This window comes from Erwinia sp. 2186 (assembly GCF_057812255.1).
In genome coordinates this window covers 2,581,947-2,596,412 of record NZ_CM173824.1, presented here as the reverse complement: position 1 = coordinate 2,596,412, position 14,466 = coordinate 2,581,947, and the positions used below count along the sequence as shown (strand labels likewise).

The following is a 14,466-nucleotide window of genomic DNA, read 5'->3' as shown; positions in this document are numbered from 1 at the left end:
TAAGTCAGGTTTGCGTGCGTCAGGTTTAGCCTTATTTACCCTTTCGGTGTTATTTTCCTTATCTGCTCAGGCGGCACCGAATGGTGAGGTGCCGTCGTTGCAGGGGAAACGCATCGGGATCACCGTGGCCGGGACCGATCACTACTGGGACCTGAAAGCCTATCAGGGTCAGGTGGATGAGGTGAAACGCCTTGGCGGCACACCAATCGCGCTGGATGGCGGCAGGAAGGAGGCGCAGCAAATCGGCCAGATCCAGACGCTGATTGCGCAAAAGCCGGACGCGATTATCGAAACGCTCGGCACCGCCTCGGTACTGGAACCCTGGCTGAAAAAAATTCGCGCTGCCGGGATCCCCTTATTTACCGTCGATACCGCCAGTCCCTCCAGTATTAACGTCACCACCTCGGATAACTTTTATATTGGCGAGCAGCTGGCGCTGAAAATGGTTAACGATCTGCATGGTGAGGGTAATATTCTGGTATTTAACGGTTTCTATGGCGTGCCGGTGGTAGCCATGCGTTATGACCAGCTCAAAGCCGTTTTGAAATGGTATCCAAAAATTAAAATTATTCAGCCGGAGCTGCGTGATGTGATCCCCAATACGGTGCAGGATGCCTATGCGCAAATTAGCCAGCTGTTAAATAAATACCCGAAAGGCACGGTGCAGGCGATCTGGGCGGCGTGGGATGTGCCGCAAATTGGGGCCACCCAGGCGGTGGATGCCGCCGGGCGCAGCGAGATCAAAACCTACGCCGTTGACGGCAGCCCGGACGTGGTGTCGCTGGTGAAGGATCCGAAATCCAGCGCCGCGTCGGTCGTGGCGCAACAACCGTACCTGATTGGCCAGACTGCGGTGCAGAACGTCGCACGCTATCTGGCGGGCGATCGTTCTCTGCCGCCAGCCACCTACGTACCGGCGCTGGTGGTGACCAAAGAGAATGCCGCTGAGGTGCAGAAAACGCTGGGACAGAGCGATGCAAAATAGCGCTCCGCTGCTGGCGATGAGCAACATCAGTAAAGCTTTTGCCGGTATCCCGGCGCTGCGTCAGGTGTCGCTGACGCTGGCAGCCGGGGAAATCCATGGCCTGATCGGCCATAACGGTGCGGGCAAATCGACGCTGATCAAAATTCTCGCCGGGCTGCAGCAGGCGGATGACGGGCAGATTGTGCTGGAAGGGCGGGAAACCGCGCTTCCTTCGCCGCAGGCGGCAAAGGCGCTGGGGATTGAAATTGTCCATCAGGAGCGGCTGCTGGCCCCGAGCCTGACGGTGGCGGAAGCGCTGTTACTGGGTGAGGAGCCGCGCTATCGCGGCCTGCCGTTGATCAACCGACGGCTGATGCGCCGCACGGCGGCACAGGCGATAGCGGATCTGTTTGGCATCGCCATTCCTCCTGATCGCCTGATTGCCGATTTAAGCGTGGCGGAGCAGCAGCTGGTGCAGATTACCCGTGCCATGCGCCAGTCGCCGCGCATTCTGGTGTTTGACGAGCCGACCGCCGCGTTAGGGCAACATGAAGTGGCGGCGTTGTTTCGCGCCATTCGCCGCTTGCAGCAACAGGGTCTGGCGATCCTCTATGTCTCGCATTATCTCGATGAAATTACCGCGCTTTGCCAGCAGGTAACCGTGCTGCGCGATGGCCGTAACGTTGCCCATCATCAGGTCAGTCAGATCACCGCCAGCCAGCTGATTGGCGATATGCTCGGCGGCGAACAAAAAGCGCTGACCCGCCGGGATGCGCAACCGCAAACGCATCCGCTGTTGCGGGTTGACAATCTGGCGGCCGCCGGGCGCTTCGAACAGGTCAGCTTTACCGCGTATCGCGGTGAAATCCTTGGTATCACCGGCCTGCTGGGCTCCGGCGGCAAGGCGCTGGTGCGCGCGCTGTTTGGGCTGGAACATGGCCTGAGCGGTGCGCTGACGCTGGATGGCGAGGCCTGGCTGCCGCATTCGCCGCATCAGGCGGTGAAGCATGGCGTGGCCTTTGTGCCGGAAGATCGCCGGGCCAACGGCATCGCGCCGGATCTGAGCGTCAGGGAAAATATCGCGCTGACCAGCCTGTCGGCCTTAACGCAAAAACTGCTGATCGATGGCGGTAAAGAACGCCGCCTGGTGGCGGACAATATTCGCGATCTGGGGATCCGCACGCCCGGCGATCGGGCTGCGGTGCGCCTGCTGTCCGGCGGCAACCAGCAAAAGGTGGTGCTGGCAAAATGGCTGAATACCGGGGCGAAAGTCTATCTGCTGGATGAGCCGACGGTGGGGGTGGATATCGGTGCGAAAGCGGAGATCTACCGCGCGCTGCACCAGCTGGCGGCCAGAGGGGCGCTGGTGATCCTGTTCTCAACCGATTTACTGGAGTTGCAGTCGCTCAGCGATCGCATCCTGGTGATGGCGCGCGGCAAAGTGGTGAAAACCCTGCAGGGCGCGGACACCGATGACCATGAAATCCTCGCCTGGGCCGCTGGCGCACAGTCGGCAGAGACGGGAGCGTTAACATGACCGAACTTTCTTCTGCTGCGTCAGCAACGGCAGTTAGCGTACGCACTGCCTCCGCGCGCGATCGTAAAGGGCCGCTGCTGCAAGTGGGCGCGTTTCTGCTGATTATTGCGGTGCTGGCGGTGTTTGCCTTCCTGTCACCCATTTTCCTCACCTTCGGCAATCTGGGCAACGTCCTGCAGCAAACTGCGGTCACCGGCACGCTGGCCTTTGGCCTGACGCTTGTGCTGAGCGGTGGCGGCAGCCATTCGCTGACCGGCGGCATCGATCTGTCGGTGGCGGCCAATATGGGCCTCAGCGCGGCGGTTTTTGCCACTCAGCTTAGCCAGGGCGCGTCGCTTGAAACCGCCTTGCTGTTGGCATTACTTACCGGCGGCGCGGTCGGGCTGGTCAACGCCATCGCGGTGGTGTGGCTGAAGATTCTGCCGCTGTTAGCCACCCTGACCACCATGAATATCGCCCTCGGGCTGGAGATGGTGGTGACGCAGAATTCAACGGTGCCGGTGAGCGGCCCGCTGTTCGATGCGCTGATTGGCGCAGGGCCGTTATCGCTGCCGTGGCTGGCCTGGGCCTTTGCCATCGTGGCAGGGCTGTTCGCGGTTCTGACCCATCTTTCTCCGTTCGGCCTGCGGCTGCAGGCGGTGGGCAGTCATCCGCTGGCCGCACGGGCCAACGGGCTCTCCGTCACGCGCTACCTTGCCGCCAGCTACGTGCTTTGCGGGCTGGCAGCCGGTCTGGCGGCATTCGGTTCGGTCACGGTGCTCAGCGGCAGTTCGCCGGGTGCCAACGATAACCTGCTGATGGTGATCGCCGCCGTATTGCTTGGCGTGGTCTTCTCGCGGCGGCTGGTGCCCACCATCCTCGGCACGCTGGTCAGCGTGGTGTTCCTCGGGCTGATCGCCAATGGTTTCCAGCTGATCAACGTCTCCAGCTACTGGATTAACGGCGTGGAAGGCGTGCTGATCCTGCTGGTTGTCTCATTGACCGCCTTCCTGCGTCAACGCCATCAAAGGAGTAAGGTCCTTGTCTGATATCACTCTGTCGCCGGTGCTGACCCGGCTGCGTGGCAACCTGCTGCGGGTCAGCGTGTTGATCTGTTTTGCTGCGCTGCTGATCTTCTTTAGCTGCTTCGCGCCAGGATTCTTCAGCCTCAATAATCTGCAAAGCGTGCTGCTGAATAATGTCGCGCCGCTGGCGATTGCCGCGCTGGCGATGACCGTGGTGGCCTCGATGGGGGCCATTGACCTGTCTATCGGTACCGCCATCGATTTTGCCTGCCTGGTGCTGGTGACGCTGATGCTGCATCAGGTCGGCCTGCCGCTGGCGCTGGGCGCGGCGTTACTGGCGGCGCTGTGCGTCGGGCTGTTCAACGCCTTTCTGGTGGCGGTGCTGGGCGTGGAGCCGTTTCTGGCCACGCTCGGCACGCTGTTTATCGGCCAGAGCGTGCAACAGCTCTCGTCAGGCGGCGGCCAGCCGGTCTATTTACTCAGCCAGGTGCTGCCGCCAGGCTTCTCCGCCATCAGCCACGGTTCGCTGGCGGGGATCCCGCTGCCGCTGTGGTACGTGCTGGTGATTGCCGTGGTGCTGCATATCCTGCTGCAACGCACCCGCTTTGGTCGCGCGCTGACCTTTACCGGCGTGCAGATCAGCGTCGCCCGCTACTCGGGCATCGCCGTTGGCCGCACGCTGGCGGTGGGATTTGTGCTCAGCGCGGTGGTGGCGGGCGTGGTGGGGCTGATACTGGCCGCCAACGTCAAGGCCTGGGTGCCGATGTCGGGCAATGCCTACCTGCTGAACGCCATCGGCGCGGCCTTTATCGGCAGCACCTTTTCGGCTCAACGGCGGCCTAACGTCGCGGGGACCTTGCTGGGCGTGGTGTTGCTGAGCTTTGTCGCCAACGGGCTGCTGCTGATTGGCTGGAACTTTTACTGGCAGCAGGTCGCCACCGGCGTGCTGATTTTTCTGGTGCTGGCCGCCGGTGCGCTGAAAGGCCGGCAACGTGCCTAAATAAGGAACAATGATGACTGACAAGACGCCGCAACCCTTTCTCCTGTTCGGCTTTATGATGAACGTGGTCGGGCATATTTCCGCCGGATTATGGCGCCATCCCGAGGACAGCGCCGACCGCTACAAGGATATCCGCTACTGGGTGGAGATCGCCCGCTTGCTGGATGATGCGGGCTTTGACGCGCTGTTCCTCGCCGATGCGTTGGGGCAGCTGGATGTCTACCAGGGCAACGCTGACAGCGCCTTGCGACTGGCGGCGCAGATGCCGGTGAACGATCCGCTGCTGCTGGTTTCGGCGATGGCGGCCGCCACCCGCGATCTGAGTTTTGGGGTGACGGTGTCGACCACCTATGAACACCCCTATCTGCTGGCACGAAAATTCACCACCCTCGATCACCTGACCAACGGCCGGATTGGCTGGAATATCGTCACTTCAATGCTGGATTCAGCGGCTCGCAACCTCGGACTGACCCGGCAAATTTCCCATGACGAACGCTACGATCGCGCGGAAGAGTTTCTGCAGGTCACCGGCAAGTTATGGGAAGGGTCCTGGGAAGACGACGCGGTGCGGAATAACAAACGGCAGGGGGTGTATACCGACCCGCGCAAGGTGCATCCGATCGCGCACCAGGGCCGCTATTATCAGGTGCCGGATGCGCACCTCAGCGAGCCCAGTCCACAACGCACGCCGGTGCTGCTGCAAGCGGGCACCTCATCGCGCGGCAGCCACTTTGCCGCGAAACATGCCGAAGTCATTTTTATGGCCGGGCTGACCGCCGAGGCGATCCGCAACGATATTGCGCTTATTCGCACGCTGGCGGCGGAGTACGGGCGCGATCCCGCCTCGCTGCGCTTTATTGCGGCGGTCACCGTGGTCACCGGGGAAAACGATGCGCAGGCCCAGGCGCGCTATGAGGATTTCCAGCACTACATCAGTGAAGAGGCGGCGCTGGCGCTGTTCTCCGCCTGGACCGGCGTTGACTGGTCGGCGTTCGATTTGGATCGCCCGCTGGAGTATATCGAAACCGATGCCTGCCGTTCGGCGCTGGCCAGCCTGACCCGGATTGACGCAGGCCGACAGTGGACGCTGCGGGAAGCAGCAGGTTATATCGCCATTGGTGGCCTGCATCCGACGCTGGTTGGCGGCGCGGCCACTGTCGCCGATCGGCTTGAGCAGTTTGCGGCTGAATCCGGCGTCGATGGTTTTAATATCGGTTATGCCATCAGTCCCGGCAGCTTTGAAGATTTCGTCCACTATGTGGTGCCTGAACTCGCGGCGCGCGGCAGGATCGCCGCCAGACCGGCCACGCCCTTAACGCTGCGTGAGCGGTTACAGGGCGAAGGGCAATCAAGGCTGCCGGACGATCATCCCATCAGCCAGTACCGTCATAACCGCTCTGAACCCGGCTAACCCTGCTTTCCTGTGCCAGGCTTACAAGCGATGCATAGCATAAGACATCGCCTGAGACCTTAAGGAGAACCAATGAAAAAGATGCTGGCACTGGCCGCATTACTGGCTTTTAGCAGCCACACGATGGCCGCAGAGGGCGGATATAAAACCGGCGAAGCGCCACCGCAACAGAAAGATGCGGGTAAAAAAGGCACCGAAGATACCGCCGAAAGCACGGTCGCCTCACTGGCGGATCAACGGTTAAATGCCTGGGTGACGCTGGAAGGTTTTTTGATCAAGAAAACCGGGGCGGAAACCTTCGATTTCCGCGATGACAGCGGCACCATCCGCGTCACCGTGCCGCAAAGCGCCTGGAAAGGTAAAGAGTACAGCGCCAAAGATCTGGTCCGCCTGAGCGGCTATGTGAAAGGTCAGGGCAAATCCCGCCATGTCCAGGCGCAACAGATCAAAGCGCCGTAAGTTCACTATTTCACAGCTCCTGCCGGACAGGGGCTTTTTTCCGTTTCCTCACGCCGCTTGAAAACCATAATTAGCCTGAAGCTCGAACCATCCCCTTTTATTACCCGTGTGCCATTTAACTGGCCATGAAAACCCCACCCCAAATACAGCAAACCGCATTGCTTAATCTGTTTCAGGCAAAGCTTTGCCGAAAATAAAATAACCGAATTTTGCCGTATTAATTACGTCAACTTCAATCTGCTTGCGAGGTAAATGGCGTATTGCCATTTTATCACTACATATTTCACTTTTTGTTGTTTTACCTGTTCGCATTGCCACGCCACACTCAGTGGCAATTAGACGTGAAAAGGAATGGGTGAATGGCATATCGACTGAGTCTGTTAGATAAATCACCGGTTGCACCGGGTGAAACGCCGGGCGCAGCCCTGCAGCGCACGCTGCAACTGGCTCAGCAGGCGGAAGCCTGGGGCTTTCATCGTTTCTGGCTGGCTGAACACCATAATACCCGTCATCTGGCTGGGCCTTCGCCAGAAGTATTAATTGCGTGGATTATCGCCCAGACCCGACATATTCGCGTCGGCTCTGGCGGCGTGATGTTGCAGCATTACAGCCCGTATAAAGTTGCCGAGAATTTTAATTTACTCGCCTCACTGGCGCCCGGTCGAATTGATCTTGGCGTCGGTAAAGCGCCCGGTGGATTACCCCTTTCGACCCATGCATTACAGCAAGGCGTTCATGCTGACGAAAAGGGCAGCTTTGCCGAACAGTTGAGCTTACTGGATAACTGGTTGCAAACCCCATCGCCGGGTGATGAAGCCGATGAGGAAACGCTGAATGCCACGCCGCTGCCGTTAAAACCGGTGTCCCGCTTTTTGTTGGGGGCCAGTGAAGAGAGTGCGCGGCTGGCGGCTGAGCTGAACTGGCAGTTTGTCTTCGCGGCGCATATCAACGGCGACAGAAAGCAGCTGGAAAACGCGTTAAACACCTATGCACGCTTAAGCCAGGGACAGAAAGCGCTGGTGGCGGTGCAGGTGGTGGCGGCGGACTCGCCGGCGCAGGCCGAGCTGCTGGTCTCCGGCATGAAGCAGTTCCACGTGCAGGTCAAAAACGGTCCCGGCGTTAATGTTGCCAGCCTTGAACAGGCGGAACGCTATATACGACAGGGCGGCTTTACCGATTACCTGATCGAACCGCGCACGCCATCGCTGCTGAAAGGCACCGCCGCGCAGGTTCATGCGCAGTTTGAAGCGCTCCATCAGAACTTTGGCATTGATGAATTCATCATCGATACACCGATCGTCGATGCCGCAGCGCGACGAAACTCGCTGGAACTGCTGGCGACCCATCATCTGATCGCGGCCTGAAACGTGCAGCGGAGGTTTACCTTGAAGCCAAATGAAGCACAGCTGATTGAATGGCGTCGCGAATTGCACACCTGGCCGGAGCTGTCCGGCAAAGAGTTTGCCACCACCCGACGCCTGCGTGAATGGTTGCAGAATGCCGGCATCAGGCTGCTGGAAACGGCGCTGGAAACCGGCGTTGTGGCGGAAATCGGTGAGGGTGAACCGCTGATTGCGCTGCGTGCGGACATCGATGCGTTACCGATTTTTGAAACCAGCGGCGTGCGTTTTCACTCGCGGGAAGCGGGCGTGATGCATGCCTGCGGTCATGACCTGCACAGCGCGGTGATGCTCGGTGCCGCGCTGGAGCTGAAGGCCAATGAAGCGCAGCTGAAAGGCCGGGTACGCATCCTGTTTCAACCGGCGGAAGAGATCGCCGTCGGGGCAAAGCAACTGATCGCCGCCGGACTGCTCGACGGCGTGCAGGCGATTTTCGGCATGCATAACGAGCCGGGCCTGCCGGTCGGCACCTTTGCCACGCGCAGCGGCGCGTTTTATGCCAACGCCGACAAATTTATTATTCGGGTGACCGGCAAAGGCGCGCACGCCGCCCATCCCGAACAGGGGGTTGATGCGATTGTCGTCGCCAGCCAGATTATTCAGGGGCTGCAAGGGCTGACCAGCCGCAGCTTCAATACCCTCGACAGCCTGGTGCTGAGCATTACCCGCATTGACGGCGGAAAAACCTGGAACGTGCTGCCAGCGGGCGTCGAATTTGGTGGCACCGCACGGACCCACGATCTGCAGGTGCGCGCAGAGCTGGAAGCCCGCGTGCGCCAGCTGGTGGAAAGCTACGCGCTGGCCAGCGGCGCAGAAGCCACCCTGAGCTGGCATGCCGGCCCGCCGGTGCTGGTGAACGATGCGGACTGGGCGCAGTTCAGCGCGCAAGTCGCTGAGCAGGCCGGTTACCGGGTGCTGAATGCCGATCTGCATCTGGGGGGCGAAGACTTTGCCTTCTATCTGCAACAGGTGCCAGGCGCTTTTGTCAGCATCGGCAGCGCCAGCGAATATGGCCTGCATCACGGCAGCTTCAATCCTGACGAGGCGTCTATCGCCCCGGCCTCACACTATTTCGCGCTACTGGCGCAGAAGGCGTTGCAACAGCTTAACGCCCGATGTTGTACGCCCCTGACCGAAACGCACTAAATCCCCGATTAACGCCTGAGCGGGAGGATCACCGTCCTCCCGTCCGGCACCGCTATCGCTAAAAAAGAGAGAACATCATGACCCGTAGACAGCTTCGACTGGGCACTATTCTGCACGGCGCATCTGGCAATATGTCCGCATGGCGCCATCCGGCGGCGCAGGCAGATGCCAGCATCAACATTGATTACGCCAAAAAAATCGCCCGTAAAGCCGAGCAGGGCAAGCTGGACTTCCTGTTTGTCGCCGACGGTCTGTTTATCAACGAAAAGTCGATCCCGCACTTCCTCAATCGCTTTGAGCCGCTAACGCTGTTGTCCGCACTGGCGGGCGCCACCGAGCATCTGGGGCTGGTGGGAACGGTTTCCACCTCTTACAGCGAACCCTTTACCGTCGCCCGACAGTTTGCCAGCCTCGATCACCTGAGCGGCGGTCGCGCCGGCTGGAACGTGGTCACTTCGCCGCTGGAAGGCTCGGCAAAGAACTTCTCGCGCCAGCAGCACCCGGAACACGCGCTGCGCTACCGCATTGCGGATGAATATCTGCAGGTGGTGAAAGGGCTGTGGGATTCCTGGGAAGAGGGCGCGTTTGTGCGCAACAAGGAGAGCGGTCAGTTCTTCGATCCGCAGAAACTGCACACGCCAAATCACCACGGCGATTTCTTCCAGGTGCAGGGCCCGCTGAACATTGAGCGCACGCCGCAGGGCCGTCCGGTGATCTTCCAGGCCGGCGCGTCTGAAGATGGTCGCAAGCTGGCCGCCCGCCATGCTGATGCCATCTTTACCCATCAACCGACCCGTGAAGAGGCGCAGGCTTTTTACCGCGATGTGAAAAATCAGGTGGTGCAGAACGGCCGTCAGGCGGATGAGCTGCATATTTTCCAGGGCGTCAGCGTGATTGTCGGTAACGATGCGCAGGATGTTGAGGATCAGTATCAGGCCACCGCCGCGCTGGTGTCGATCAAAGATGCGCTGAACTATCTGGGGCGTTTCTTCGACCATCATGACTTCTCGCAATACCCGCTGGATGAGCCGTTCCCGGAGCTGGGCGAGATTGGCCAGAACAGCTTCCGCAGCACCACCGATGAGATCAAACAGAAAGCCCGTCAGCACGGCCACACCCTGCGTCAGGCCGCGCTGGAATCGGCCACGCCGCGTCCGCTGTTCCACGGCACGCCGGAACAGGTCGCCGACGGTTTGCAACTGTGGTTCGACAGCGAAGCGGCCGATGGCTTCATCATCAATGGCGGGACGCCGGATACCTTTGAGCGCTTTGTCGATCGCGTGGTGCCGATCCTGCAGGCAAGAGGCCTGTCACGTAGCGAGTATCCCGGCAAAACCCTGCGCGACAGCTTTGCCCTGAAAAATCCCCTTAATCAGTTCGCTAAATAATAAGAGCCTGAACAATGCAGAAAACTCATACCTTTATCGCCTTACTGTTACTGGCCGCCAGCGGCAGTAGCCTTGCAGATACCACCAATGTGGCGGTTAACGGTCAGCGCGTCAGTCTTGAAGCCAATAAAACCCCGGTCAATACCGAAAAAAATCCGCAGGCGGTCTCGGCATTACCCGCTGGATTCCGCCCGGCGGTTCCCGGCTCCTTTACCGTGGCGGTGGCAGCGCTGAATTCGCCGCCGCTGACGGTGTTTTCCGATGACAACAAAACCCTGCTCGGCAGCGAAGTGGATATCGCCCGTCTGGTGGCCGACAGCCTCGGCCTGAAGCTCAACGTGGTGCCGACTTCCTGGGAAGACTGGCCGCTGGGCGTGGCTTCCGGCAAATATGATGCGGCGATCACCAATATTACCGTCACCAAAGAGCGCAAAGAGAAGTTTGATTTCGCCACCTACCGTAAAGACTCGCTGGGCTTCTACGTCAAAACCAGCAGCCCGATTAAATCGCTGAGCAAAGCGGAAGACATCGCTGGCCTGCGCATCATCGTCGGTTCCGGCACCAACCAGGAAGCGATTCTGCTGGCCTGGGATAAAGAGAACCAGGCGAAAGGGCTGAAGCCGTTTACCCCGGTCTATTCCAAAGATGATGCCGCCCAGACGCTGGCGCTGCAGTCCGGCCGCGCGGATGCCTATTTTGGCCCGAACGTGATTGGTGCCTGGAAAGCGGCGCTGACCGGTAAAACCCGACTGGTCGGCAGCGTCGATGGTGGCTGGCCAAAGGCGGCGCATATCGCGGTGACGCTGAAAAAAGGCAGCGGCCTGGTCGATCCGGTGAATATCGCCCTGAATGGCGTGATGAAGAACGGCGACTACCAAAAGGTGCTGAATCGCTGGGGAGAAGGGGTTGAAGCCATCGACCATTCCGAAATCAACCCACCTGGATTAGGCGACTAAGGAGCCCGCAATGAGCCACAGACAATTCCGCGATGTCTCGCCGGAGGCGCCCGAACTGCAACCGATCCTCACCGGGTTGTTTGGCGAGTATGCCGCGCGCTACGGCGATTACTTTAGCAGTCTGAAAGAGGTGGAGCTGACCGAATGGTATCTGCCGCCGCAGGGGCTGTTTATCGTGCTGGAGAGTGATGGCGAGATCATCGCAATGGGCGCGTATAAGCCGTATGACGCGCAGACGGCTGAGCTGAAGCGCATCTGGACGCGCAGCGATCTGCGTCGTCAGGGGCTGGCGCTGATTGTGGTCAAAGAGCTGGAGCGCCGGGCGATCCTCGCCGGCTACAGCCGCTTTTTCCTCACCACCGGATTCCGTCAGCCCGAAGCCGTGCGCCTGTACAGCGGCCATGGCTACGTGCCGCAGTTCGATCTGAGTGGCGACCTGGAGCGTTACAGCCAGCCGCCGCATGATGGTCGCCTGCGTTTTATTAAAGTGGTCGATGCTGACCGCATCGCCCAGGCCAGTTAAGGAGTGAGCATGGACAAGCAGCTGGAAGTGGTACCGGCCCGGTACCCAGGGCGCATTATCGGGGCGGTGGTCGCCCTGTTTATTCTTGCCGGTGTGGTGCAGTCGGTGGCCTTCAACCCGCGTTGGGAATGGGGCGTGTTTGCCCGCTGGTTCTTCGATCCGGTGATCCTGCACGGGCTGGGGCAAACGCTACTGCTGACCCTGTTAGGCACGGTGTTCAGCCTGGCGTTCGGCGGACTGCTGGCGCTGGCCAGGCTCTCATCCTCCTGGTTGCTGAGCAGCCTGGCCTGGGGCTATATCTGGCTGTTCCGTTCGCTGCCGCTGATTGTGGTGCTGATCATTCTGTATAACTTCTCGTACCTGTACGAAACCCTGTCGGTTGGCGTACCCTTTACCAGCTTGTCGTGGGGCCATTTCCAGACCATTAACGTGCTCGGTCAGTTCCCGGCCGCGATTATTGGCCTGACGCTGGTGCAGGCGGCGTACAGCGCCGAAATCATTCGCGGCGGTTTCCTCGGGGTGGATTTTGGTCAGCACGAAGCGGCTTCAGCGCTCGGCTTATCGGCTTTCCGCCGTACCTTCCGCATCATTTTACCGCAGGCGTTACGCGCCATTATTCCGACCGCCTTTAATGAAATCATCAGCCTGGCAAAGGGCACCGCGATGGTATACGTGCTGGCGATGCCGGAACTGTTCTACACCATTCAGATGATTTATAACCGCAATCAGGAAGTGATCCCGCTGTTGATGGTGGGTGCGGCCTGGTATCTGATTATCACCACCGTGCTGTCCGTGATCCAACATAATGTGGAAAGCTGGCTGGCACGCAGCGTCACCCGCGAACCTAAACCTTCACGCTGGCGTCAATGGCGTACCCGCGTCACGCCTGTTACCCCGTCAGAGGAGATCGTTCATGTCAGAAGCCATTGATTACCGCAACGTCAATGCCACCGGCGCCATCAGCATTACCGGCGTCAGCAAAAGCTTTGGCCAGCATAAAGCGTTGAACGACGTCTCGCTGGAGCTGGAACCCGGTTCGGTTACGGTGATCCTCGGCCCGTCGGGCTCCGGGAAATCCACCTTGCTACGCTCGATTAACCATCTGGAGCGGGTCGACGAGGGCTTTATTCGCATCGATGGCGACTACATTGGCTATCAGCAGCGGGGAGACAAGCTGTATGAACTGAAGGAGAAGGCGATCCTGCGGCAGCGCATCAACGTCGGCTACGTGTTTCAGAACTTCAATCTGTTTCCCCATCTGAGCGTGCTGGAGAACCTGATTGAAGCGCCGATCGCCCATCGTCAGCTGTCAAAACGCGATGCGATTATTCGCGCCGGTGAGCTGCTGGATATTGTTGGCCTGCGTCACAAGGCCGATGCCTGGCCGCGTCATCTTTCCGGCGGTCAGCAGCAGCGCGTCGCCATTGCGCGAGCGCTGATGCTGAATCCGCGGGTGATGCTGTTTGACGAGCCGACCTCCGCGCTGGATCCGGAGCTGGTCAGCGAAGTGCTGGACGTGATCAAGAAGCTGGCACGGTCCGGCACCACGCTGGTGATCGTCACCCATGAGATCGGCTTCGCCCGCGAAGTGGCGGACCATGTGGTGTTTATGGACGAGGGCAAAATCATCGAGCAGGGCAGCAGCACCCAGGTGTTGAACAATGCCCGTCATGAACGAACGCGGCGTTTCCTCGCCCGTGTGCTGTAAGGAAGGGACATGATGATCAAAGCAAACCCATTATGGAAATACAGTCTGCTTGCCGCTTCGCTTGCCAGCGTGGTCTGGCTCAGCAGCGTACCCGCCACCGCGGCAGAAAAACTGGACGTGCTGAAGAACGAAACGCCAATTAATGCGCCGGCGAACCCGGACGCGATCGGCAAGATCCCGGCGGGATTTCATTTTATCGAACCGGGATATCTGACGGTGGCGACCTCAGCCACCAATTCGCCGCCGCTGGCGTTGCTGGCGTCGGACAATAAAACCCGCATTGGCAGCGACCCGGATATCGCCCGCTTATTAGCCGACAGTCTGGGCTTAAAGCTGCGACTGGTGCCGGCTTCGTGGGAGGACTGGCCGTTAGGGATAGCGGCCGGGCGTTATGATGTGGCGATGTTTAATATTGCGGTCACCGAAGAGCGCAAAAAGAAGTTCGATTTTGCCACCTATCGCTCGGATAACCATGCGTTTTCGGTGAAGGCCAACAGCCCGATCGCCGCCATTAATTCGCCGAAGGATGTCGCCGGTAAGCGGATTATCGTTGCCTCTGGCACCAATCAGGAACGCATCCTGTTGAGTTGGGACCAGCAGAACCGGGAAAAAGGGCTGGCGCCGGTTGAGCCGATTTATCTGACCGATGATGCCTCGGCGACGCTGTCGCTGCTATCCGGCCGCGCGGATGCGATGTTTGGTCCACACTCTATCGCCGCCTGGAAAGTGGCATCTCGTGGGCAAACCAAACTGGTGGGCAACGGCCCATTCCGCGCCTGGGTGGCCGTCACCACCAAAAAGGGCAACGGCCTGGCCCCGGCATTACAAACCGCGCTGGATGGCACCATTGCCGGCGGGCAGTATCAACAGGTGCTGCAACGCTGGGGCGAGCAGGATGAAGCGATTGCTCATTCCACGGTGAATCCGCAGGGGATTGTTTATTAAAAATATTGGTATTTTGCAGAAGTAT

At 59.6% G+C, this 14,466-nt stretch carries 15 protein-coding genes; 14 read left to right on the top strand and 1 reads right to left on the bottom strand.

Annotated features, from left to right (window positions below; all coding sequences use genetic code 11):
- Positions 1–46 precede the first annotated feature (46 nt).
- From ACXKZG_RS11985 to ACXKZG_RS11960, 6 genes are all read left to right on the top strand, one after another.
- Positions 47–985, top strand: coding sequence for a sugar ABC transporter substrate-binding protein (locus tag ACXKZG_RS11985; RefSeq protein WP_488874911.1), 939 nt, complete (start codon positions 47–49; stop codon positions 983–985).
- Positions 975–2,501 (top strand): sugar ABC transporter ATP-binding protein, encoded by a 1,527-nt coding sequence (locus ACXKZG_RS11980; protein ID WP_488874910.1) that lies wholly within the window; start codon positions 975–977, stop codon positions 2,499–2,501. The genes ACXKZG_RS11985 and ACXKZG_RS11980 overlap by 11 nt, the downstream gene beginning before the upstream one ends.
- The gene (locus ACXKZG_RS11975) at positions 2,498–3,529 is read left to right on the top strand and encodes an ABC transporter permease (RefSeq protein ID WP_488874909.1); all 1,032 of its coding nucleotides are present in this window, start codon (positions 2,498–2,500) and stop codon (positions 3,527–3,529) included. The genes ACXKZG_RS11980 and ACXKZG_RS11975 overlap by 4 nt, the downstream gene beginning before the upstream one ends.
- On the top strand, positions 3,522–4,505 hold the full coding sequence (locus ACXKZG_RS11970) for an ABC transporter permease (protein ID WP_488874908.1): 984 nt from the start codon (positions 3,522–3,524) through the stop codon (positions 4,503–4,505). The genes ACXKZG_RS11975 and ACXKZG_RS11970 overlap by 8 nt, the downstream gene beginning before the upstream one ends.
- A gap of 13 nt (positions 4,506–4,518) precedes the next feature.
- Positions 4,519–5,916, top strand: a complete 1,398-nt coding sequence (locus ACXKZG_RS11965) for an LLM class flavin-dependent oxidoreductase (protein WP_488876260.1) — start codon at positions 4,519–4,521, stop codon at positions 5,914–5,916.
- A gap of 72 nt (positions 5,917–5,988) precedes the next feature.
- On the top strand, positions 5,989–6,375 hold the full coding sequence (locus tag ACXKZG_RS11960; protein ID WP_488874907.1) for a YgiW/YdeI family stress tolerance OB fold protein: 387 nt from the start codon (positions 5,989–5,991) through the stop codon (positions 6,373–6,375).
- 162 nt (positions 6,376–6,537) lie between these two features.
- On the opposite strand, the gene ACXKZG_RS11955 is transcribed toward ACXKZG_RS11960, so the two are convergent.
- Positions 6,538–6,741 (bottom strand): hypothetical protein, encoded by a 204-nt coding sequence (locus ACXKZG_RS11955; RefSeq protein ID WP_488874906.1) that lies wholly within the window; start codon positions 6,739–6,741, stop codon positions 6,538–6,540.
- Between ACXKZG_RS11955 and ACXKZG_RS11950 the strand changes: the two genes are divergently transcribed.
- From ACXKZG_RS11950 to ACXKZG_RS11915, 8 genes are all read left to right on the top strand, one after another.
- Positions 6,735–7,739, top strand: a complete 1,005-nt coding sequence (locus ACXKZG_RS11950; protein WP_013202106.1) for an MsnO8 family LLM class oxidoreductase — start codon at positions 6,735–6,737, stop codon at positions 7,737–7,739. The genes ACXKZG_RS11955 and ACXKZG_RS11950 overlap by 7 nt on opposite strands.
- A 21-nt stretch (positions 7,740–7,760) precedes the next feature.
- Positions 7,761–8,921 carry an amidohydrolase gene (locus tag ACXKZG_RS11945; protein ID WP_346567807.1) on the top strand — a complete coding sequence of 387 codons (1,161 nt, stop codon included), beginning with the start codon at positions 7,761–7,763 and terminating at the stop codon, positions 8,919–8,921.
- 77 nt (positions 8,922–8,998) lie between these two features.
- Positions 8,999–10,309, top strand: a complete 1,311-nt coding sequence (locus tag ACXKZG_RS11940) for an LLM class flavin-dependent oxidoreductase (protein WP_013202108.1) — start codon at positions 8,999–9,001, stop codon at positions 10,307–10,309.
- Between the two features lie 14 nt (positions 10,310–10,323).
- Positions 10,324–11,265 (top strand): ABC transporter substrate-binding protein, encoded by a 942-nt coding sequence (locus ACXKZG_RS11935; RefSeq protein WP_013202109.1) that lies wholly within the window; start codon positions 10,324–10,326, stop codon positions 11,263–11,265.
- A 10-nt stretch (positions 11,266–11,275) separates the two neighbouring features.
- Positions 11,276–11,788 (top strand): GNAT family N-acetyltransferase, encoded by a 513-nt coding sequence (locus tag ACXKZG_RS11930; RefSeq protein ID WP_105759032.1) that lies wholly within the window; start codon positions 11,276–11,278, stop codon positions 11,786–11,788.
- A gap of 9 nt (positions 11,789–11,797) precedes the next feature.
- Positions 11,798–12,718, top strand: coding sequence for an amino acid ABC transporter permease (locus tag ACXKZG_RS11925; protein ID WP_241199513.1), 921 nt, complete (start codon positions 11,798–11,800; stop codon positions 12,716–12,718).
- The gene (locus ACXKZG_RS11920; RefSeq protein WP_013202112.1) at positions 12,702–13,496 is read left to right on the top strand and encodes an amino acid ABC transporter ATP-binding protein; all 795 of its coding nucleotides are present in this window, start codon (positions 12,702–12,704) and stop codon (positions 13,494–13,496) included. The genes ACXKZG_RS11925 and ACXKZG_RS11920 overlap by 17 nt, the downstream gene beginning before the upstream one ends.
- 9 nt (positions 13,497–13,505) lie before the next feature.
- Positions 13,506–14,441 (top strand): ABC transporter substrate-binding protein, encoded by a 936-nt coding sequence (locus ACXKZG_RS11915; protein ID WP_488874905.1) that lies wholly within the window; start codon positions 13,506–13,508, stop codon positions 14,439–14,441.
- The last annotated feature ends 25 nt before the right edge of the window (positions 14,442–14,466 follow it).